The organism is Bailinhaonella thermotolerans (assembly GCF_003594875.1).
Taxonomy (GTDB): domain Bacteria; phylum Actinomycetota; class Actinomycetes; order Streptosporangiales; family Streptosporangiaceae; genus Bailinhaonella; species Bailinhaonella thermotolerans.
Genome location: NZ_QZEY01000009.1, coordinates 12,446 through 33,858, shown reverse-complemented (window position 1 = coordinate 33,858; position 21,413 = coordinate 12,446). Strand labels below are relative to the sequence as shown.

General features: G+C 73.3%; 17 protein-coding genes and 1 pseudogene. 9 read left to right on the top strand and 9 right to left on the bottom strand.

The genetic code is table 11. From position 1 onward, the window contains the following. Nucleotides 1-11: 11 nt before the first annotated feature. The 3 genes and pseudogenes from D5H75_RS22445 to soxR form a co-directional block, all read left to right on the top strand. On the top strand, nucleotides 12-869 hold the full coding sequence (locus D5H75_RS22445; protein WP_119928488.1) for an AAA family ATPase: 858 nt from the start codon (nucleotides 12-14) through the stop codon (nucleotides 867-869). 394 nt (nucleotides 870-1,263) lie between these two features. Beyond that, a complete protein-coding gene (locus D5H75_RS44220; protein WP_422674050.1) occupies nucleotides 1,264-2,628 on the top strand; it encodes a VWA domain-containing protein in 1,365 nt (454 codons plus the stop codon). Between the two features lie 40 nt (nucleotides 2,629-2,668). Continuing rightward, nucleotides 2,669-3,124, top strand: a pseudogene (soxR, locus tag D5H75_RS22435) (redox-sensitive transcriptional activator SoxR); the annotation flags it as partial. 492 nt (nucleotides 3,125-3,616) lie between these two features. Here the strand turns inward: soxR and proS are convergent. From proS to D5H75_RS22415, 4 genes are all read right to left on the bottom strand, one after another. Then, nucleotides 3,617-5,053, bottom strand: coding sequence for a proline--tRNA ligase (gene proS / locus D5H75_RS22430; protein ID WP_242454437.1), 1,437 nt, complete (start codon nucleotides 5,051-5,053; stop codon nucleotides 3,617-3,619). Between the two features lie 190 nt (nucleotides 5,054-5,243). Further along, on the bottom strand, nucleotides 5,244-6,191 hold the full coding sequence (locus tag D5H75_RS22425; RefSeq protein WP_119928485.1) for an acyl-ACP desaturase: 948 nt from the start codon (nucleotides 6,189-6,191) through the stop codon (nucleotides 5,244-5,246). A 165-nt stretch (nucleotides 6,192-6,356) separates the two neighbouring features. Then, on the bottom strand, nucleotides 6,357-6,785 hold the full coding sequence (locus D5H75_RS41825; RefSeq protein WP_202638397.1) for an NlpC/P60 family protein: 429 nt from the start codon (nucleotides 6,783-6,785) through the stop codon (nucleotides 6,357-6,359). A gap of 1,750 nt (nucleotides 6,786-8,535) precedes the next feature. Further along, on the bottom strand, nucleotides 8,536-9,540 hold the full coding sequence (locus D5H75_RS22415; RefSeq protein WP_119928483.1) for a helix-turn-helix transcriptional regulator: 1,005 nt from the start codon (nucleotides 9,538-9,540) through the stop codon (nucleotides 8,536-8,538). A 271-nt stretch (nucleotides 9,541-9,811) separates the two neighbouring features. Here D5H75_RS22415 and D5H75_RS22410 point away from each other — a divergent pair, with 271 nt between their 5' ends. The 3 genes from D5H75_RS22410 to D5H75_RS22400 all read left to right on the top strand — a co-directional run bounded on the left by D5H75_RS22410 (nucleotide 9,812) and on the right by D5H75_RS22400 (nucleotide 13,502). After that, nucleotides 9,812-11,416, top strand: coding sequence for a peptide ABC transporter substrate-binding protein (locus tag D5H75_RS22410; protein ID WP_119928482.1), 1,605 nt, complete (start codon nucleotides 9,812-9,814; stop codon nucleotides 11,414-11,416). 270 nt (nucleotides 11,417-11,686) lie between these two features. Then, entirely contained in the window at nucleotides 11,687-12,610 is a 924-nt protein-coding gene (locus D5H75_RS22405; RefSeq protein ID WP_119928481.1) for an ABC transporter permease, read from the top strand. Next, nucleotides 12,603-13,502, top strand: a complete 900-nt coding sequence (locus D5H75_RS22400; RefSeq protein WP_119928480.1) for an ABC transporter permease — start codon at nucleotides 12,603-12,605, stop codon at nucleotides 13,500-13,502. Before D5H75_RS22405 ends, D5H75_RS22400 begins: the two co-directional genes overlap by 8 nt. A gap of 75 nt (nucleotides 13,503-13,577) precedes the next feature. Here D5H75_RS22400 and D5H75_RS22395 read toward each other — a convergent pair whose 3' ends face one another. Together D5H75_RS22395 and D5H75_RS22390 are read right to left on the bottom strand one after the other, a co-directional pair. Beyond that, complete coding sequence (locus tag D5H75_RS22395) at nucleotides 13,578-14,072, bottom strand: TIGR02611 family protein (protein ID WP_242454436.1); 495 nt, start codon at nucleotides 14,070-14,072, stop codon at nucleotides 13,578-13,580. Nucleotides 14,073-14,318: 246 nt separating this feature from the next. Then, the gene (locus D5H75_RS22390) at nucleotides 14,319-15,026 is read right to left on the bottom strand and encodes an alpha/beta hydrolase (protein ID WP_119928479.1); all 708 of its coding nucleotides are present in this window, start codon (nucleotides 15,024-15,026) and stop codon (nucleotides 14,319-14,321) included. A 94-nt stretch (nucleotides 15,027-15,120) separates the two neighbouring features. Here D5H75_RS22390 and D5H75_RS22385 point away from each other — a divergent pair, with 94 nt between their 5' ends. Further along, complete coding sequence (locus D5H75_RS22385) at nucleotides 15,121-15,984, top strand: UTP--glucose-1-phosphate uridylyltransferase (RefSeq protein WP_119928478.1); 864 nt, start codon at nucleotides 15,121-15,123, stop codon at nucleotides 15,982-15,984. Between the two features lie 78 nt (nucleotides 15,985-16,062). Here the strand turns inward: D5H75_RS22385 and D5H75_RS22380 are convergent, their stop codons facing one another. The 3 genes from D5H75_RS22380 to D5H75_RS22370 all read right to left on the bottom strand — a co-directional run bounded on the left by D5H75_RS22380 (nucleotide 16,063) and on the right by D5H75_RS22370 (nucleotide 17,924). Beyond that, nucleotides 16,063-16,464 (bottom strand): hypothetical protein, encoded by a 402-nt coding sequence (locus D5H75_RS22380; RefSeq protein WP_119928477.1) that lies wholly within the window; start codon nucleotides 16,462-16,464, stop codon nucleotides 16,063-16,065. A 232-nt stretch (nucleotides 16,465-16,696) separates the two neighbouring features. Continuing rightward, nucleotides 16,697-16,978: a metal-sensitive transcriptional regulator gene (locus tag D5H75_RS22375; protein WP_119928476.1), complete on the bottom strand. Its 282-nt coding sequence runs from the start codon at nucleotides 16,976-16,978 to the stop codon at nucleotides 16,697-16,699. Between the two features lie 82 nt (nucleotides 16,979-17,060). Next, entirely contained in the window at nucleotides 17,061-17,924 is an 864-nt protein-coding gene (locus D5H75_RS22370) for an SDR family oxidoreductase (protein WP_242454435.1), read from the bottom strand. Nucleotides 17,925-18,321: 397 nt separating this feature from the next. On the opposite strand from D5H75_RS22370, the gene D5H75_RS22365 reads away from it, so the two are divergent. Together D5H75_RS22365 and D5H75_RS22360 are read left to right on the top strand one after the other, a co-directional pair. Beyond that, nucleotides 18,322-19,470, top strand: a complete 1,149-nt coding sequence (locus D5H75_RS22365; RefSeq protein ID WP_119928474.1) for a C39 family peptidase — start codon at nucleotides 18,322-18,324, stop codon at nucleotides 19,468-19,470. Continuing rightward, the gene (locus D5H75_RS22360; protein ID WP_340137769.1) at nucleotides 19,467-21,320 is read left to right on the top strand and encodes a S9 family peptidase; all 1,854 of its coding nucleotides are present in this window, start codon (nucleotides 19,467-19,469) and stop codon (nucleotides 21,318-21,320) included. The genes D5H75_RS22365 and D5H75_RS22360 overlap by 4 nt, the downstream gene beginning before the upstream one ends. The last annotated feature ends 93 nt before the right edge of the window (nucleotides 21,321-21,413 follow it).

Here is a 21,413-nt window from a genome sequence, read left to right as displayed (position 1 = left end):
CTGGAGGTCCGATGTTCGAGTCCCCCGCCGACGTCCGCGCACGCCTGACCAGGGCGGGATACCTCCCCGACGAGGCGATCGCCACCACCGTCTTCCTCGCCGCCGCCCTCGGCAAGCCGCTGCTCGTCGAGGGCCCGGCCGGCGTCGGCAAGACCGAGCTGGCCAAGGCGGTGGCGGCCGCGACGGGCGCGGAGCTGGTCCGCCTGCAGTGCTACGAGGGCCTGGACGAGCCCCGGGCCCTGTACGAGTGGAACTACAAGAAGCAGCTCCTCCGCATCCAGGCGGCCCCCGACGACCAGACCTGGCAGGACGTCCACGACGACATCTTCACCGAGGAGTTCCTGCTGGAACGCCCGCTCCTCGCCGCCATCCGCCGCGAGGGCCCCACGGTCCTGCTCATCGACGAGACCGACAAGGCGGACGTCGAGGTGGAGGGGCTGCTCCTGGAGATCCTGTCCGACTACCAGGTCACGATCCCCGAGCTGGGCACCATCAAGGCGGCCTCGACGCCCTTCGTCGTCCTCACGTCCAACGCCACGCGCGACCTCTCCGAGGCCCTGAAGCGCCGCTGCCTGTTCCTCCACATCGACTACCCGGCCGCCGACCGCGAGCGGGACATCGTGCTGACCCGGGTCCCGGGGATCTCGGAGTCGCTGGCCGCGCAGGTGGTCAACATGGTGGGCACCCTCCGCTCCCTGGAGCTGAAGAAGTCGCCCTCGATCGCCGAGACCATCGACTGGGCCCGGACCCTCATCGCCCTCTCCCTCCCCGCCCTCGACGCCGCGGCCGTCTCCGCGACGCTGGGCGTGGTCCTCAAGCACGCGAGCGACCAGGAGCGCGCGGTGAAGGAACTCGCCCTCGATGCCTGACCGCCCCGGCCGCCGGTCACGGCGAGAGTCCCCCGGCGAGCGCCCGGCGGAGGCCCCGCCGGGGAACCCTGCCGGCCACCCGCCCGAGGCCCCGCGCGAGGTCCCGACCCGGGTCCCGTCTGAGGTCCCGTCTGAGGCCCCGCCCGCCCCCGTCGAGTCACGGCGAGAATTCCCCGGCGGGAACCCGCACGAGACCTTGCCGGGGAATTCCGGCGGGCGCCCGCCCGAGGCCCCGCCCGGGGTACTGCCTGTGGCGTCGCATGCCTCCGCCTCCGCGGACGAGCCGCGCGATTCGCCGTCCGAGGCCCGGGCCGGGGTCTCGCCCGCCGCCGCCTTCGCGGGCGAGTCCCGGGATCATCCGTCCCGGCCCGCGGTCGCGGGGGCGGGGCCGCTGGTGGAGCGGCACGTGGGGTTCCTCGGGGCGTTGCGGGACGCGGGCGTGCCGGTCTCGCTCGCCGAGGGGCTGGACGCGGCGCGGGCGCTCGCGGTGATCGACGTCGCGGACCGGTGGGCCTTCCGGGAGGCGTACGCCGCGACCCTGGTGAAGCGGGCGTCGCACCGGCCGGCGTTCGACACGCTCTTCGACCTGTGGTTCCCGGCGGCGGTCGGGGACGGCACGCCGTACCGGATCGCCGGGCACGGCGAGCGGGGCCGCGACCGGGACCGCGACCGGGACGTCGCGGCGATGCGGGACGAACTGGCCGAGCTGCTGCTGAGCGGGGACGAGGCCGCGCTGGCCGGGTTCGCGCGGGAGGCGGTGCGGCTGTTCGGGCGCGCGCCGGCGGAGCGCGGGCGGCAGGCGTGGTTCTCCTACGACGTGATGCGCGAGCTGTCGCCCGAGACGCTCATGTCGCGGCTGCTGGCGGAGGTGCTCACCGGGCAGGAGCGCGGCGGGCTGGCCGAGAGGGTCGCCCGGCAGCGGCTCGGGGCGCGGATGCGGCGGTTCGAGGACCTGGTCGGCACCGAGGTGCGGCGGCGCATCGCGGAGGACTCGGGCATCGAGAAGATCGCGCGGACGGCCGTGAAGCCGCCGCTGGAGCAGGTGGACTTCCTGCGCGCGACCCGGGCCGACCTGGCGCGGCTGCGGCGCGAGGTGCAGCCGCTGGCCCGGCGGCTGGCGGCCCGGCTGCGGATCAAGCACGGCGCGCGCGGGCGGCTGGACTTCCGGCGCACCGTCCGGGCCTCCCTGTCCACCGGCGGCGTCCCCGTCGTGACCCACCACCGGCCGCGCCGCCCGCACCGGCCGGAACTGGTCATCCTGTGCGACGCCAGCGACTCGGTCTCCTCGTTCGCGCACTTCACGCTGCTGCTGACGTTCGCGCTGCGGGAGCAGTTCAGCAAGGTGCGCGCGTTCGCGTTCATCGACACCGTGGACGAGATCACCCGCTTCTTCGCCCCCGGCGCGGACGTGGTGGACGCCATGACGCGCATGACGCGCGAGGCCGACCTGGTGTGGATCACCGGCCACAGCAACTACGGCAACGCGTTCAAGGTCTTCGAGGAGCGGTACGGCGACGCGGTCGGCCCCCGCACGTCGCTGCTGGTCCTGGGCGACGCCCGGTCCAACTACTCCGAGCTGTCCCTCCCGGTGGTACGGCGCCTCGCCGACGCCGCGCGCGGCGCGTACTGGCTGAACCCCGAGCCCCGCAGGGACTGGGACACGGGGGACTCGGCCGCCACGCCGTACGGCGAGATCATTCCCATGCACGAGTGCCGCAACGTGCGGCAACTGTCCGGGTTCATCGAGGAGATCGGCTGAGACCCTCGACCTTGGCTGAGGTTTGGCTAGCATGGCGGGCATGGCTCACCTTCCCGCGGACGTCCACGAGCTCACCGTCGGCCAGCTCGCCGCGCGCAGCGGCGTCGCCGTCTCGGCCCTGCACTTCTACGAGGCCAAGGGCCTGATCCGCAGCCGCCGCACGGCGGGCAACCAGCGGCGCTACAGCCGCGACACCCTGCGCCGGGTGGCCTTCATCCGGGTCTCCCAGCGCGTGGGCATCCCCCTGAAGACCATCCGGGAGGCCCTGGACCGGCTCCCCGAGGAGCGGACCCCCACCCGCCGCGACTGGATCCGCCTCTCCTCGGTCTGGCGGACCGAGCTGGACGAGCGCATCGACCAGCTCACCCGGCTCCGCGACGACCTGACCGAGTGCATCGGCTGCGGGTGCCTGTCGCTGGGCCGGTGCAAGCTGGCCAACCGCGATGACACGCTCGGCGACGACGGTCCCGGTCCCCGCAGGCTCCTGACCGCCGCCGCCTCGGAGAACGAGGCCGCCGCCGCCCCGGCCGCCGCCCCCGAGGAGGCGGCGGAGGCCGCGGACGGCGACGCCGAGCCGCTGCCGGTGGACGTCCCGTCGGCGAGCTCCGATCCGGCGGCGGTGCTGTCCGGCGTGGGGGCTCGGGGCGGGGAGCCCTGCGCGCCGTTCATCTGCGACCCCGAGGTCTGATCCGCTTCACGCCTCCCGGGCTCCCGGGCTCCCGGCCTCGCCGGGCTCCCGGGTTCCCTGGCTGGCAGCCTCCGGGGCCCGTGGCCTCCTGGGCTCGGGGGTTCCTGGGCTCCCGGTTCCCCGGGCTCCCGGGTTCCCTGGCCGGCGAGCCTCCGGGGCTCGTGGCCTCCGGAGTCTCGTGGCCTCGTGGCTTCCTGGGCTCACTGGACTCCCGGGCTCCCGGGTTTCCTGGCCGGCGAGCCTCCGGGGCTCGTGGCTTCCGGAGGCTCGGGGCCTCCTGGGCTCGGGGGCCGGGGCCGGTCAGTAGGCGCGGGCGAAGATGACGCGCTTGCCGTAGGCGGACGGGCGGTGGCAGCGGACGCACTCGCCCGTCTCCTCCGGGGCGTTCAGGGGGACGCAGCGGGGCGTCGCCTTGGTCTCGGCCTTGATCTCGTCCTCGCAGGCGGGGACGCCGCAGTGCAGGGCGCGGGCCCAGCCGGTGGACACGGCGGATGCGAAGGAGTCCCAGTCGTCCACCGTCGCGGTGTTGGCGTCGCGGAACTCGGTGGCGCGCCGCAGCAGGTAGGCCTGGAAGTCGTCGAGCACGCCGGTGATCATCCCGGGGAGGCGGTCCAGCGGGACCGGCTCCTTGGGGTGGTCGCCGAGGCGGCGGGCCATGACGGCGGTGCCGGCGGCGAGATCGCGGGGGCCCAGTTCGAGGCGGACCGGGACGCCGCGCATCTCCCAGTCGTTGAACTTGAAGCCGGGGGACAGGTGCGTGCGGTCGTCCACGTGGACGCGCACGCCCGCCGTGCGCAGGGACGCGGCCAGCTCCACGGCGGCGGGCATGACCTCGGCGGCGTCGCGGCCGACGGGGACGATCACGACCTGGTGCGGCGCGAGACGCGGCGGGAGGACGAGCCCCTTGTCGTCGCCGTGGGTCATGACCACCGCGCCGATCATGCGGGTCGTCATGCCCCAGGACGTCGTGTGGCAGTACTCCAGGCGGCCCTCCTCGCCGGTGTACTGGATGTCGAAGGCGCGCGCGAAGTTCGTGCCCATGTAGTGGGAGGTCCCGGCCTGGAGGGCGCGGCCGTCGCGCATCATGCCCTCGATCGTGAACGTGCGCGCGGCGCCCGCGAACCGCTCGCCCGGGGTCTTCTCCCCGGGCACGACGGGGAGGGCCGCGAGGTTGGTCGCGACGTCGTCGTACAGGTCGAGGGCGAGCATCGTCTCGCGCATCGCGTCGTCCTCGCCGGCGTGCGCGGTGTGCCCCTCCTGCCAGAGGAACTCGGTGGTCCGCAGGAACGTGCGCGGCCGCAGCTCCCACCGCACCACGTTGGCCCACTGGTTGAGCAGCAGCGGCAGGTCCCGGTGGGAGCTGATCCACTTCGACATCATCTCGCCGATGACGGTCTCGGAGGTTGGCCGCACCACCAGCGGCTCGTCCAGTTCCTTGCCGCCCGCGTGCGTGACGACGGCCAGCTCCGGCGCGAACCCCTCGACGTGCTCGGCCTCCCGCTTCAGGTAGCTCTCCGGGATGAGCATCGGGAAGTAGGCGTTCTCGTGCCCGGTCTCCTTGATGCGCCCGTCCAGCTCCGCCTGCAGCAGCTCCCACATGCGGTAGCCGTAGGGCCGGATGACCATCGTGCCCTTGACCGGCCCCCGGTCCACCAGGCCGGCCTTGGCGACCAGCTCGTTGTACCAGGCGGAAAAGTCCTCGCTCTGGGGGGTCACCCCACGTTCATCACGCGCCATCCTCAGAGCGTAGCGCCCCCTCCACGCCGTTTTTCCGTCCTCGTACGGCCGCGAGGCCGGTGACGCGCCCGGCGCTCCGGCGGGGGCCCGGCGCGGCCCGGGTGCGGACGCGCCGTGGCCGGGACCCGGTGCGGGCGGGTTGCGCTGTGGCCCGGGTCCGGGGGTGCGTGTGGCGGTGTGCGGTGGTCGGTCAGGATTCGGCGGTGGCGGCCAGGCGGGCGCGGCGGGCCTCGCGGCGCTCCTCGAAGCGGGTCGCCGTCTTGTCGAGGTCGCCGAGGAAGGTGGCGAGCTCCTCGCGGGCGCGCTCGCCGTCGCCGGACAGGCCGGTGCGGTCGAAGACGTTCCACTGGCGGAGGACGGGGGAGAGCACGTCGTCGTGGTGGAGGCGCAGGTCGTAGATGCCCTCCATGGCGATGTTGAACGCCTTGCGGGTGAAGCCGGGGATGCCGTGGCCCGGCATCTGGAATGCCTTTACGACGTCGGTGACCGCGCGCATCGTCTGGTCCGGGGAGATGTCGAACGCCGCGTTCAGCAGGTTGCGGTAGAAGAGCATGTGCAGGTTCTCGTCGGCGGCGACGCGGGCGAGGAGCTGCTCGCAGAGCGGGTCGCCGGCGGCCCTGCCCGTGTTGCGGTGGGCGATCCGGGTCGCGAGCTCCTGGAACGACACGTAGGCCAGGGCGTGCAGCATCTGCCCGTCGTGGTCGTTGGTGTAGCCCTCCTGCATGTGGCTCATGCGGGCGCGCTCCAGCTCGACCGGGTCCACGATGCGCTTGACCGTCAGGTAGTCGCGGATCGCGATGCCGTGCCGGGCCTCCTCGGCGGTCCACCGGTGCACCCAGGTGCCCCAGGCCCCGTCGCGCCCGAACGTCGTCGCGATCTCGAAGTGGTAGCTCGGCAGGTTGTCCTCGGTGAGCAGGTTGACGATCAGCGAGTCCCGCACCGTCGTCGGCATGTCCGAGTCCTCGGGTGACCAGGCCTCACCCCCCATGAGCCCGTCATAGTTGCGCCCCTCGCTCCACGGCACGTAGTCGTGGGGGAACCACTCCTTCGCCGTGGCGAGGTGGCGGTTCAGCTCCGTCTCGACGACGGGCTCCAGCGCGTGCAGCAACTCGACAGTGGTCTTGGCGGTCGACCCCATGCCATCCCTTCCCGCGAAAACCCGGTACGAATGGCGACATTACGCCATTCTTGCCCCTTCTCGCCCCATTCCGCGTCGCAGCCCCGCGCGGTGGGCCCCTCTATTTCACACCGCCCGTGCGCCCGCATCGCGGCGAACACTCACGTTGCCCCGAGAACCACGCGGTCAGGGCCGGGGCCGGACGGCTCCCCGATAGATGGAGGCGTAGTGGCGGGAGTGCGTGAACCGGGTGCGCCTGACGACGTCGCCCGTGCGGGGAGCATGGATCATGACGCCCCGGCCGAGGTAGAGGCCCACGTGTGTGGGGGCGCCCCGGGAACCTCCGCCGAAGAAGACGAGGTCGCCTCGGCGCAGGTCGGAGAAGCGGACGCGCCTGCCGTGTCGGAACTGCGCGCCGGTGTAGTGGCCCAGCCTGACCCCCGCCTTGGACCAGGCGTGGAGGGTCAGCCCCGAGCAGTCGAAGCCGACGCGCCGCGCCCCGTGCGCGACCCCCCTCGTGGGCCCCGCCGTCCCGCCCCCACCCCAGGTATAGGGGGTGCCCAGCCAGCGCAACGCCGCCCGCGCGGCGACCTCCCCCGGTGACACCCGCCGCATCTGCCGTCGCTGTGGCCGCTTCGCCTTCCTCGCGTCCCCGCCCGCCTTCTCGCCCCGGGCGGCCGCGCCCCTTCGTCCCGCCCCGGCCCTCTCAGCCGGCCGGCCCCGGGGACCCGCGCCGCCGGAACCGCCGGAGGCGCTCACGCTTCCCGGCCGGCTCACCCCGCTCCGGCCGCCGCGCGCCTCGCCCGCTCCGCTGGAGACTCCTCCGCCCATTCCGCCGAAGGCGCCCTGACCGCCGGAGGAGTCTTCCTCCAGGCCGCCGTACGCGCCGGCCTCCCGGCCGCCGGCAAGGCCCTCGCCCGGGCCGCCGGCAGGGGCTTCGCCCGGGCCGGCGGAGACGATCCCGCCCAGGCCGCCGGGCATGCCTCCATCCGAGTCGCCGTGGGCTCCACCCGCGCCCTCCACGTCATCGCCGCCGGTGACGCCGCCCGGGGGCGCGTCCGGGGCCGCGCCCGGCGCGGGCATGTGGGGAAGCGGGATGCCGGCCACGGCGCGAGGTGCGGGGACCACCGGGACATGGGGAGGCGGGCTGACCAGGTCCCTCCCCGGCAGCGGCCAGGGTGGAGCGTCCTCCGGAGGGGCCGGGAGGAACGGCCCCTCGTCCTCGGGAGGCGGCTGGAGGGACGGAGGCAGGCCCTCCACCGCCTGGGGGCAACCGTCATCCGCGCTCGTCTCCGCGGGCCCGTGACCCGGCGGCGGCATCCACCTCGTCCACACCCCCACGGGCCCGGCCCCCGCCCCGCCCACGGAGACGACCGCCCACCGGGGCGCCCGCACTCCGGATCCCGGCCCGTCCACGGGCGGCTCCGCACCATGGACGGCACCGGCCCGCACGGCAGAGCCGAGCCCGGGCGCGTATGAGTCCGACCGGGCGACCGCACCCCCATCACCGGCGCTCCGATTCCCGTCGGGCCCGTCGCGCCCCGGCGCGGAGGGACGTGAAGCGGCCGTCCGCTCGCCCCGCCGCTCGCCCCCGCCATCGCCGGGCGCGCCGTGCCACGGCCCCGGCGTGCGCGACGGGGCGGCCGCCTCTTCAAGGCCGCGAGCCAAGCTCGTCTCGGGCGCGGCGAGTCCCGGGACGGGCGCGCGCGGGAGAGAGGGCGCCTCGCCGTACGCGACCGAGGCCGCCGGTGAAGGCGCGTCGCCCGGGGCCTGCCCGCCCCGCCCGGTCCCGGGCAGCCCGCGAACAGGCCGAGGTGGGCCGGAGTCGCGGGACCGGCCCGGAGCGCCGCCCTCCTGGGCGGACGCGGGTGCGGGGGACGGGGCGAACGCCGGGGCGGGCGCCGGCAGCGGGGCGTCGGCGCCGGTCGCGGCCGGTGGGGTGCCGTGGACCTCGCCGGGGGCGGGCAGCGGCGGCGGGCCGGAGGGGGCGTCGGCCGAGGCGGGGGCGGGTGGCGGCGGGTCGGCGCGGGGGACCGGCGGATGGGCGGGCGCCTCGCAGCGGTGGGGACGGGGGAGAGAGGGGGAGGCGGCGGCGGGCTCGGTGACGAGGGCGGCGCCGGCCGCCACGGCCGCGGTGACCGTCGCGAGGGGACGCGCGGGGAAGTGAGGTGACATCGGGGGACCTCCGTTCCGGGGACGACTGGCGACCAGGATCGCCAACCGCCCGGCTCCGGCACGGGCCCGAACCCCATTCTGTGGACAACGCGATTCGCCCCGATTCGTCGGTGGATAACTCGGGGTCGGCGCGGCGCGCGAGCCGTACGGACGGCGCCCGCCCGGGCCGTACGGGGGCGGCCCGCGGAGGTCAGGAGGGCGGGAGCGTGAGGGTCTGCAGGCCCTCGGCCAGGGCCTTGGCCGTGAGGCGGGTGCGGCTGTCGCAGCCGAGCTTGGTGAAGATGCGCTCCAGGTGCGTGGTGACGGTGCGCACGCTGAGCACGAGGGCCTCGGCGATCTGGGGGTTGGAGTCGCCCCGGGCGACGCGGGACAGGACCTCCAGCTCACGGTAGGTGAGCCCGTACGGCAGGCCCCGGCGCCGCTCAGCGATGATCACGCCCTGGATGGAGCCGTGGAGGCCGACGCCGGCGCGGAGCAGGCGGACCTCGCGCCATTCGCCGTCGCCCGCCAGCCACAGGCCGCGCCGTCCCAGCTCGCGGGAGTCGATGAACTCGCGCGCCAGCTCGGCCATCGCGGGCTCGGCGGCGATCACCTCCGACTCCGGCCACCCCGCGACGGGGCGGCGGCGGCCGCTGCGCTCGAAGGCGACGGCGCTGAACCCGGAGGGCAGGCCCAGGGGCTCGACGACGCAGCGGGTCAGATCGGTGACCTGGGCGAGCGCGGGGCAGACCGCGCTGATGACCATGAGCGTCGTCTCGCCGAAGGCGTCCGGATCGCGCGCGTTGAGGTGGAGCAGGCCGGTGTAGCGGCCCTCGGGGAGGAAGAGCGCGGCGGTCAGGCCGGCGCGCCAGCCGTACGGCTCCAGGTGCCGCCGGTAGTAGACGGTGCCGGGGTCCATCGGGACCGGCGTGCGGCGGCGCATCAGCTCACGGTAGGACTCCAGGCGGGTGAACTCCTCGGCGGCGTCCTCGTCGACGCGCGGGTAACCGTCGGAGACGAGGCTCTCGTGCAGGCCGGTGGCGGGGTCGTAGGCGACGAACTCGTACGCCTCCAGGGGCACGACCTGGCGCAGCGCGGTCATCGCCGCGCGCCCCCCGGCCGCCCCGGGCAGGCCGGCCACATGCACGCCGATCTCGGCGAACGCCCTGAGGTGGCGGCCGCTGAGCGTCATCCGGGCATCGAGGACTGTCTTCATGACCCTCCGCCTCGGGCCTGCCGCGTCGCGCGAGCACGGCGCGGCGAGCCGAGCACATGAGCCGACAACCGGCGCTGTGCCGAGCTTATGGGTCCAGGGTGGCGGAAGACGGGCCCCCGGGAGAATACGTAAACCTTCCGATGTGCGGTTGTGACACGACTACCTACCCTCTCCGGCATCACGCCGGAGGGCCGGAGAGGGGGGTCCGGACAGGGGGGCCGCAAAGGGTGCGATCCCCGGCGAACCCGAATCAACGGAAGGGTCGTGACCAATGAAGAATGTCGTCCGGAGGGCGGGCTGGGCCGCGGTCCTCACCGCGGCGGCACTCGTCGCCGGCGCCTGCGGAGGCGGGGGCGGCGGCGGTGGTGAGGGCCAGAAGGCGAGCAGGTTCTCCGTCGCGCTGACCGAGCCCGACCATCTGACCCCCGGCGCCACGTCCAGCAGCTACTCGATCACCGTGCTTCAGGCGATCTTCGAGCCGTTGGTCGAGATCGACCCCAAGACCGGCAAGCCGGTCATGCTGGCGGCCGAGTCGATCACGTCCACCGACCAGAAGGTCTGGACGATCAAGATCAAGCCGGGGCAGAAGTTCCACAACGGCGAGCCGGTCACGGCCGAGAGCTTCGCCGACGCCTGGAACGCCACCGCGTACGCCCCCAACGGCTGGACCAACAACTACTACTTCGAGAACGTCGTCGGCTACGAGGACCTCAACCCCGAGGAGGAGGGCGCCAAGCCCAAGGCCGACAAGCTCTCCGGGCTCAAGGTCGTGGACCCGAACACGCTCGAGGTCACGCTGAAGGCGCCGTTCAGCCAGTTCCCGATCATGCTCGCCTACACCGGCTTCGCGCCGATGCCGAAGGCCGCGTTCGCCGACCTCAAGGCGTACGACGTCAAGCCGATCGGCAACGGGCCGTTCATGCTCGACGGCGAGTGGCAGCGCAACCGGCTGATCAAGACCAAGGCGTTCAAGGAGTACGGCGGGCCGCGCAAGCCCAAGTCCGAGGGCATCGACTTCAAGATCTACGCCAGCCGGGACACGGCCTACGTGGACCTGCGGGCGAACAAGGTGGACCTGCTCACGACGATCCCCGCCGCCAACGTGAGCGAGGCCAAGGGCCTGCTGGGCGACCGGTTCGTCTCCACCCCCGGCGGGACCATGGACTACCTGGGCTTCCCGGTGTACGACAAGCGGTACGCCAAGCCCGAGCTGCGCAAGGCGATCTCGATGGCGATCGACCGTGAGGGCATTGTCCAGGCCGTCTTCAACGGGACGTACAAGCCGATGGGCTCGCTGGTGCCGCCGCTCGTGCCGGGATACCGCGAGGGGATCTGCGGCGAGGCGTGCAAGTTCGACCCGGCCAAGGCCAAGCAGCTCTTCGACCAGGCCGGCGGGTTCACGGGCACGCTCAACCTGTACTTCTCCAACGCCGACCCCAGCTACGAGCAGTGGATGCAGGCGGTCGCCAACCAGCTCACGCAGAACCTGGGGATCAAGGACATCAAGTTCCGCAAGATCCCGGCCGCGGACTACCTGAAGACGCTGCGCGAGCACAAGCAGGACGGGCCGTACCGCAACAACTGGGTCATGGACTACCCGAGCCCGCAGAACTACCTGGAGTCCATGTGGGGCGCCGGCAACCGCATGGGCTGGGAGAACAAGGAGTTCCAGGAACTGATCGAGAAGGCCAACTCGGCGCCGAGCATGGAGGCCAGCATCCCGCTCTACCAGCAGGCCGAGGACCTGGCGATCAAGGAGATGCCGATGGCCCCGCTGTGGAACTGGCAGGACCAGGCGGGCTACTCCAAGAACATCGAGAACGTCACGATCGACGCCTACAGCGCGAACCTGGACCAGATCACTGTCAAGAAGTAGCGGCGCGACAGGAGGGCGCGGGTCCCGGCGGCCCGCGCCCTCTCCGCCCGTTCACGTCCCCGCCGGACCGCCTCGCCGCCGACACCGCCGGCCGTACGGCAGGTGGTGGTACGGCGGGGCGGCGCGCCGGCGGGAGCCGTACGGCGGGGGCGAGGTTGTCCACAGGCGTTTCGTTGTCCACAGGCCGGGCGTGACGGCCTTCGCGGGGCCGGGCTCCGGCGTAGCGTGCGGAGCGGGCGATCCGGGAGCGAGCAGGGAAGGAGGGGACCGGTGGGGCGCTATGTCGTGGTGCGGCTGCTGCAGATGATCCCCGTGTTCTTCGGGACCACGTTCCTGATCTACGCGATGGTCTTCGCGCTGCCCGGGGACCCCATCCTGGCGCTGGCGGGGGACAAGCCGCTGCCGCCGGCCGTGCTCAACGCGCTGCACGACCGCTACAACCTGGACGATCCGCTGATCGTGCAGTACGGCAAGTACATCGGCGGGCTGCTCCAGGGCGACCTGGGGGAGACGTTCACCGGGCAGCCGGTCGGCGAGCTGCTGAGCGACCGGTGGACGGTGACGCTGCAGCTCGCGCTGACCGCGTGGGTGTTCGAGCTGGTCGCCGGCGTGGCGCTCGGCGTGATCGCGGCGCTGCGGCGCGGCGGGATCATCGACACGCTCGTGCTCGGCGGCACGACGTTCATCATCGCGATCCCGGTGTTCGTGTTCGGATACACCGCGCAGATCGTGCTGGGGCTGCACCTCGGGCTGTTCCCGACCTCCTACGAGGGCGACTGGCCCGGCAGCTTCATCCTGCCCGCGATGGTGCTCGGCTCGTTCGGCATCGCCTACGTCGCGCGGCTGGCGCGGGCGAGCCTCATCGAGAACCTCCGGGCCGACTTCGTCCGCACCGCCCAGTCCAAGGGCGTGGCGCGAAGACGGATCATCGGCGTGCACACGCTGCGCAACTCGCTGATCCCCGTGGTCACCTACCTCGGCGTCGACTTCGGCAACCTCATGGCCGGGGCGGTCGTCACCGAGGGCATCTTCAACCTGCCCGGCATCGGCCAGCAGGTGTTCCAGTCCATCCAGCTCCAGGAGGGCACCGTCGTGGTCGGCGTGGTCAGCCTCCTCGTGCTGGTCTACCTCCTCGTCAACCTGCTCGTCGACCTGCTGTACGGCGTGCTCGACCCGAGGATCAGCCATGGTTGAGGCGATCGCGGCCCCGCCGACCGGTGAGGTCGAGCCCATCTCGCAGCGCGGCTCGCTCTGGCAGGACGCCTGGCACCAGCTCCGCCGCCGCGTGACGTTCTGGCTGTCCGCGCTGATCCTGACGGTGGCGGTCGCCATGGCCGTCTTCCCCGGCCTGTTCACCTCGCTCGGCCCCAACGAGGGCTGCAACGTGCGCCGGGCCCGCGTGCGCCCGTCCGACGCCGCGATCTTCGGCTTCGACAACCAGGGCTGCGAGTACTGGTCGCAGGTGGTCTACGGCGCGCGCCCCTCGATCCTGATCGGCCTGGCGGTGACGGTGTTCTCGCTGCTCATCGCGATCGTGCTGGGCCTGCTCGCGGGCTACTACGGCGGCTGGGTGGACGGCCTGATCTCCCGGCTCACCGACATCTTCTTCGGCATCCCGTTCGTCCTGGGCGCCACCGTGGTCCTGATCGCCTTCCCCGAGCGGGGCATCTGGGCGATGACCCTGGTCCTGGTCCTCCTCGGCTGGACCACCATGACCCGCATCATGCGCGGCCAGGTCCTGGCCGTGAAGGACACCGACTACGTCCGAGCCGCCCGCGGCCTGGGCGCGGGAGACCTGCGCATCATGCGCAAGCACATCCTCCCCAACGCCATCGCCCCGGTCTTCATCGTCGCCATGCTCAACGTGGGCAACGTCATCAGCGGCGAGGCCACCCTCGACTACCTCGGCGTGGGCCTGCAGTTCCCCGAGGTGAGCTGGGGTCTGCAGCTCAACGTCGCCCGCAGCTTCTTCTTCGAGTTCCCCCACCTGCTGATCTTCCCCGGCCTCTTCCTCACCGCCACGGTCCTCAGCTTCCTCATGCTCGGCGACGTCGTCAGAGACGCCCTGGACCCCAAACTCCGCTGACGCGGGAGCCGGCCGTCCCGCCCGTGGCCGCACGCGCGCCGCGGCGGGTGGCACCCGCGCGCCGGCGGGCGGGGGTCACTGCAGGAAGGGGATGGGGGTTACGAGCCAGGGGATGTCGAGGCCCACCAGGCCGGTGAGGAGGCCGAAGACGTTGAGGAGCCAGAGGGTCGCCACGACGATGAGGCCGGTGAGGCCCATGACCAGGAGGCGGACGGCCACGTGCCGGCGCTTGAGCCAGGCGGCCCAGGCGTCGTACTTGCCCTTGGCGAAGCGCAGGACGCGCTCGGCCCAGGAGAACTCGGTCGCGAGGATGGCCAGGCCGGCGAAGACCACGAGCCAGCCGGGGCCGGGGTACGGGATCAGCACGATGCCGAGGACCAGCACCAGGCCGCCGAGGACGCCCACGCCGATCCGGTAGGCGAGGTTCAGCGTCGGGTTCTGGCGCAGGCGGTCACGGAACCCGAGGCGGCCGGCGATGCCGCCGAGGAGGTCATCGCCGTCGCGCGGGTCGAGCACCGGGGTCTTGCCCTCGGCCTCCAAGCGGCGTTCGTGCTGCTGCTCCGACGTCAACGGTCCATCCTCGCTCCGGCCGACTCCAGTCACCACAGATTACGCGCAACTCCGCCCCGGAGTTCCGGATCCGGCCGTCTCCGGCACGGCCCCGGGGAACCCGGGGCCCCGTGACGCCCCTGTGGACGGACACCTTCCACTCTCGCGCCGATCAGGCGATTTCCGCCACACCCCGCGGGCGGAATCGCGCCCGACGCCCGGGGCGCCTTGCCGTACGGCGTGTGCGCGGGGCGGGCCGGTGAGTGGTCAGGAGGCGGGCGGGGTGACCCTCGGGAGGACGGTGAGGAGGCGGGCGGCGACGGCGCCGGGGGCCGTGAGCTGGTGGAGGTGGGTGCCGGGGAGGTCGGCGACCGGCCAGCCCCGCCGGCGGGCCTCCTCGGCGGCCTCGGCGTAGGCGGGGGAGAAGCGCAGGTAGAAGCAGGGATGGCCGTGCCACGCGGCGGGGACCGGGATCCGAGCCTCGAAGTACGCCAGGGGGAGGCGGGGCTGCTCGGCCTCGACGGCGCGACGCTGGGCCGGGTCGGGGAACATCGGGGCGATGTGGCGCTCGTCGAACCAGGAGGTCCACGGCGGGAGCAGCCCCTCGTCGTCGGCCAGGTCACGCAGGAACCCGAGCTGCCGGGGCGTGGCGAGCGGGCTGGAGCCCGACTCGGCGGGCAGCAGCGCGTCGGCGAAGACCGTCGCGGCCAGCCGCCCGCCCAGGCTGCTGGCCAGCGCGGGCGCGTAGGGACCGGCGCCGCTGTGGCAGACCGCGACCAGCGGGGCGTTCACGCCCTCGACGGCCTGGCGCACGGCGTCCACGACGCGGGGCCAGTACGGCGGGCCGGCCGCGACCGCGTCGAGGAGGCTGGGGACGATCGCCTCGTGGCCGCGTTCGCGCAGCTCGCGGGCGACGGGACGCCACGTGAGCGGTCCGACCGCCGGGCTGTGGACGAGGACGAACACCGCGCGCATAGATCCATGCTGGCGGGGGAGGCCAGGGAAAGCCAAATCGGCCGTCCTCCCCCCGCCGAGCCGTTGAACCCTGCCTCACCAGCGGAGATCCGACATGATTCGCAAAGCCGTCATCCCGGTCGCCGGTCTGGGGACCCGGTTGCTGCCCCTGACGAAGGCGCTCCCCAAGGAGATGATGCCGATCCTGGACCGCCCGGTGATCCAGCTCCTCGTGGAGGAACTGGTCGCGGCCGGGGTGGAGGACGTCTACATCGTCACCACGTTGCGCAAGAGCCTGGTCCAGGAGCACTTCGCCCCGGACCCCGACCTGGAGAACGAGCTGCGGAGCCTCGGCAAGGACAAGGAGGCCGACGAGATCCGCCGCATCTGGACCGAGGTGCGCATCAGCTACCTCTACCAGCAGGGGCCGTACGGCAACGGCACGCCCGTGCTGAACGCGAGCCGGGTGATCGGGGACGAGCCGTTCATCGTGCTCTGGGGCGACGACTTCTTCCAGTCGGACACGCCGCGCGCCCGCCAGCTCGTGGACGCGTACGACCAGGTGAACGCGCCCGTCATCGCGCTCACGCCGGTGCCGAGAGAGCGGGCGAGCAAGTACGGCATGGCCCGGCTGGGCGAGGAGGCGGGGGACCGGCTGTTCCGCGTCGAGGAGATCGTGGAGAAGCCCGCCGTGGAGAACGCGCCGTCGGAGTACGCCTGCGTGGGCGGCTACGTCGTGACTCCGCCGATCATGGAGGAGCTGGAGCGGCTGGGGCCGGACGAGTCCGGCGAGGTCTACCTGTCGGCGGCGCTCGACCGGTACGCCCGGCGGAACCCGATGTACGGGCAGGTCATCGAGGGCATCTGGCACGACACCGGCACGCTCAAGTCCTACCTGGAGACCGTGCTCCAGGCCGCCCTGCGCGACCCCGACCTCAAGGAGTCCCTGCGCCCGGTCATGGAGCAGTACCTCCGCTGACGGCCTGACGCCGCACGGGGCCCGTGTGGGGCCCTTGCGGGGCCCCGGACCCGTGGTGGTTCCGGGGCCCTCCGCGGGTCAGGAGGTGGGGCCGATGTCGGGTTCGGGGCGGGGCATGTCCGACTCGTCGGTGTCGCCCTCGGGCTTGCCGCGGCCGCGTCCCTCGGCGGCCTCCGGCGGCGGGAGCGGCCCGCCCGGTCCCAGCTCCCCGCCGGCCCGCTCGGCGACGGTCTCGCTCTCGCCCGAGATCCGCGCCTCCTGCCGGGGCGACGGCCCGCCCCGGTCGGTGGAGGTGGGCGGCAGCCGCTCGGCCGCGCCCTCGGCCTGCTCGGGCGGGTTCTGGCTGAGGCCGGGCTCGGAGACCTCGGTCACCGACCCGGCCGATCCGGGGGTGTCGTCGACGCGCTGGCCGCCCGTTCCGCCCGGTTCGGGGACGAGGGAGTCCCCCCTGAAGCCGCTGTCTTCCGGATTCTGCGTCATGCCCGGCCCCTGCCCGCGTCAAGCGCGATCATGCCCGCCCCGCCCCTTCCAAGATCGAGACGTACGGCCGGGCGCGGCCCCGCGCGCCGCGCCCCGGGAGGCGTACGTCGGGGACGCGCCTCCCGGGGCGTACCGGACCACATGGGGCGTACCGGGGCGTACCGGAGCACGGGGTGCACGGGGGCGCACTGGAGCGCACGGGGCGCACCGCGGCCGCGCGGAAGGGCGAGGCTCAGGAGCGGACGAGGCGGGCGATCGCCTCGGACGCCTCCTTGACCTTGAGCCGGGCCTCCTCGCCGCCCTTCTCGGTGGCCTCGGCCACGCAGTGGGCCATGTGCTCCTCCAGGAGCTTCAGCGAGAACGACTGGAGGGCCTTGGTCGCGGCCGACACCTGGGTCAGGATGTCGATGCAGTACTGGTCCTCCTCGACCATGCGCTGCAACCCCCGCACCTGGCCCTCGATGCGGCTGAGACGGCGCTTGTAGTCGGCCTTGTCATGCGCGTAGGCGGTCATCGGCGTACTCCTCCTCGGCTCGGCGCACCCAGTGCAACCATATACCCCCGATGGGTATTCCGAGCGGAGTCGCGCGAGCCCGTCAGCCGGGCAGGGTCTCGCCGCCGATCGGGGCCAGCACCTCGCCCGTGTAGTACGACGACAGGCGCTCCGACGCGAAGAACACGTACGACGGGGCGATCTCGTCCGGCATGGCCATCCGCCCCATCGGCACCTGCGAGCCGAACTGGTCCACCTTCTCCGCCGGGAACGTCGAGGGGATCAGCGGCGTCCACACCGGCCCCGGCGCCACGCAGTTGACCCGGATGCCGCGCTCGGTCAGGGCCTGCGCCATGGAGTACGTCCAGGCCAGGATCGCGCCCTTGGTCGCCGAGTAGTCGATCAGCGTCTTGTTGCCGCGCAGCCCGTTGATCGACGACGTGTTGATGATCGCGCCGCCGCGCGGCAGGTGGCTCAGCGCGGCCCGGGTCACCCGGAAGTACGCGTGGATGTTCAGGTCGAACGTGCGCGTCCACTGCTCGTCGGAGATGTCCTCGGGGTTCTGGACCGGCGTCTGCGTGCCGGCGTTGTTCACCAGCACGTCGAGGCCGCCCAGCTCGGCCACGGTCCGCCGGACGACCTCCTCGCAGTGGGAGCGGTCGGTGAGGTCGCCGGGGATGGCGACGCAGCGCCGCCCCTCGGCCTCGACCAGCTCCCGCGTGCGCCGGGCGTCGTCGTCCTCGGACAGGTAGGCGATCGCGACGTCGGCGCCCTCCTTGGCGAACGCGACCGCGACCGCGCGCCCGATGCCCGAGTCCCCGCCGGTGATCAGGGCGCGTTTGCCCGCGAGGAGGTCCCGGCCGACGTAGTCGCGCATCTCGTCGGCGGGAGGCGGGTCCATGCCGGCGGTGTCGCCGGGGTACGGCTGTTGCTGGGGCGGCGGTGTGGGATCGGATGCTTGCGACATGCGGCAGCGCTACCCGGGGCGATCGAGGTGAAACGACCGCTCAGGAGCCCCGGGCGAGAGGGATACGTAAAACATCCGATGTGCCTGGCCGCCGGTATGCCTACCGTCTGAGCGTCGTCACCGGCCGCCCGCAGGGCCCGGCCGCCCCGGCGTCCCAAGCCCCGAAGCCCGCCCGTCCCGAAGCCCGCCCCAGAGTCCGCGTCCAAAGCCCGCGTCCAGAGCCCGCCCCAGAGTCCACCTCAGAGCCCGCTCCAGAGTCCACCGCAGAACCCGCCCCCGGAATCCGCCCACCCAGAGCCCGCCCGCCGCGGCCGTCCCCGTTACAGTTCTCGCTCGGCCGCGGGCGCCCACCCGTCCACGTCCCAGTCCCCACCCCAGTCCCGCGATCGGAGCGGTGATGTCTGCCCAGCCGACCACGGCGAGCATCGTGCTGCACCGGTTCTCCGGCCTGCCCGCGTACGGCGAGGCCGAGGGGCTGGCCGAGTACCTCGACCCGTTCGGCGGCGGCAGCCGTACGTGGGAGGTGGCGCGGTGGACGGGGGAGGAGTGCGAGATCGGCTTCCCCGCGACCGAGCTGGTGCCGTCCTGGATCGCGGACACGCCCGGCGGCACGTGGATCGAGGTGGGGCTGCGGGCGCGGACCGTGGACGACACGCTGACCAAGTGGTACGTCCTCGGGCGCTGGACCTCGGGCGACGCCGTCCACCGGACCACCCTGCCCGGGCAGGGGGACGCCGACGGCGACGTCGCGGTGGACACCTTCGTCGCGGTGCGGCCCGTGGTGTCCTACCGGTTGCGGGTGACCGCGCACCGGCTGGTCGGGGCGCGCGCGTGGCCCCGGCTGCGGTCGCTGCGGGTGATGGCCTCCGCCGTGCACCATCCGGCCCCGGTGCCGGTGAGCCCGCCCGGGCCGGCGGCGGGACTGGAGCTGGCCGTGCCGTGCCGCTCGCAGAAGGTCCACGCCGGGCACTTCCCGCAGTGGGACGGCGGTGGCGACAACTGGTGCAGCCCCGCGTCGGTGACCATGGTGCTGGAGTACTGGGGCCGCCGCCCCGACCCCGCCGAGCTGACCTGGATCGACCCCGGCGACCCGCACCCGGCGGTGGACCACGCGGCGCGGCACATGTACGACCACGGGTACCAGGGCACCGGTAACTGGCCGTTCAGCACCGCGTACGCCGGGGGCTTCGGCCTCGACGCGTTCGTGACGCGGCTGCGGTCCCTCACGGAGGTGGAGTCGTTCATCGCCGCGGGCATACCGGTGATCACGTCCCAGGCCTTCCGCGAGCATGAGCTGCCGGGCTCCGGGTACTCCACGAGCGGCCACATCATGGTCGTCACGGGCTTCACCGCGGCCGGCGACGTGATCGCCAACGACCCGGCCGCGCCCGACGACGCGACCGTCCGCCGCGTCTACCCGCGCGCCGCGTTCGAGAACGTCTGGCTGCGCTCGTCCGGAAGCGGCGGGATCGTCTACATCGTCCGCCCGCCCGAGATCCCTCTCCCGCCCCTGGATTCCGTCTCCGAACAGGAGGACAGCCGGTGACCGTGTTCCGCCGCTCCCCGATCAGCGCCCTGGACGTGGCGCGGATGGATTCCGCGCCACTGTGGGTGGAACAGGTCGGCGACGAGGTGTGGTGGGACGACCCGCGCCCCCACGAGGGCGGCCGCCGCTGCGTCGTACGGCTGACGCCGGACGGCGAGATCCGCGACGTGCTGCCGCCGGGCTGGAACGCGCGCAACCGGCTCATCGAGTACGGCGGGCGGTCGTGGCGGCCGGTCCCCGGCGGCGGGGTGGTGTTCACGAACTGGGCGGACCAGCGCCTCTACCTGCACCGCGAGGGCGGGGAACCGGTCGCGCTCACGCCGGGCGACGGGTCGCACTACGGCGACCTGGTGGTCCGCGGCGACGAGGTGTGGTGTGTGCGCGAGCGCGGCCCGCGGCGGGACCTGGTCGCGGTGCGCCTCGACGGTGGCGGCCTGCGGACCGTCCTCACGTCGCACGATTTCCTGATGAATCCGCGTGTGTCCCCGGACGGCACGCGGGTCGCCTGGATCGGCTGGAACCACCCGAACATGCCCTGGGACGGCACCGAGCTGTGCGTCGCCCCGCTGCGCGAGGACGGCACGGCCGGCGAGCGCCGCGTGGTGGCGGGCGGCGCGGACGAATCCGTGGTCCAGGCCGAATGGCGCGACGACGACACGTTGTACGCGGTCACCGACCCCACCGGCTGGTGGAACCTCTACGAGATCCCGCTCGACGGCCGCCCGCCGCGCAACCTCGCGCCGCGCGAGGAGGAGTTCGGCACCGGCACGTGGAAGCTGGGCTACGCCTACTTCGGCTTCACCGGGGACGGCAGGGTCGCGGCGATCCACGGCACGGGCGACGGCAAGGCGCTGGGCGTCCTCGACCCGGCGACCGGCGTGATCACCGACGTCGGGTCGCCGCACACCGCCTGGGGCTCGACGATCTCGGTCCGGGGATCCCGCGCGGTCGCCGTGGCCTCGACGCCGTACTCCCCGTACCAGGTGATCGAGGTGGACCTGGAGTCCGGCGAGGTGCGCGGCCTGTCGCGCCTGCAGGACCCGCCGCCCCGCGAGCACCTGCCGACGCCGCGCGCCACGACGTACCCCGGCGCCGACGGCCGCCCGGTCCACGCCCACGTGTACCCGCCGGCGGAGGCCGCCGGGCGCGAGCCGTACCTGATCTTCGTGCACGGCGGGCCGACGGGGTGCTGGCCGCTGGGGCTGGACCTGGAGGTCGCGTTCTTCACGAGCCGGGGGATCGGCGTCGCCGTGGTCAACTACGGCGGCTCCACCGGGTACGGCAGGGCGTACCGCGAGCGGCTGCGCCACGGGTGGGGCCTCGTGGACGTGGAGGACAGCGCGGCGGTCGCGCGGGGGCTGGTCGCCGAGGGGCTGGCGGACCCGGCGCGGCTGGCGATCCGGGGCGGGAGCGCGGGCGGCTGGACCTCGCTGTGCGCGCTGGTGCGGACCGACGTGTTCCGGTGCGCGGTGGCGTTCTACGCGATCACGGACGCGGAGGCGTGGGCCGGGGAGACGCACGACTTCGAGTCGAGGTACCTCGACGGCCTGATCGGGCCGCTGCCCGAGACGCGGGAGCGGTACGCCGACCGGTCGCCCACCACGCACGCGGCGCGCGCCTCGGGCCCGGCGCTGCTCATGCACGGGCTGGAGGACGTGATCGTGCCGCTCGCGCAGACCGAGCGGTTCGTGGCGGGGATGCGCGACGCGGGCCATTCGTGCGAGTTCATCACGTTCCCCGGGGAACAGCACGGCTGGCGGCGCGAGGAGACCATGGTCGCCTCGCTGGAGGCCGAGCTGGCCTTCTATGAGAAGATCTTCGGCTCCGGAGGCTCCGCGGGCCTCGGCTGACCCGGACGTATCGGAGAAGCCGGGCATATCGGAGAAAAGTCGGGGAAGCTCGCAGAGGAACCGCGAGAGCCCAGGGAAAGGCACGGGGGACAC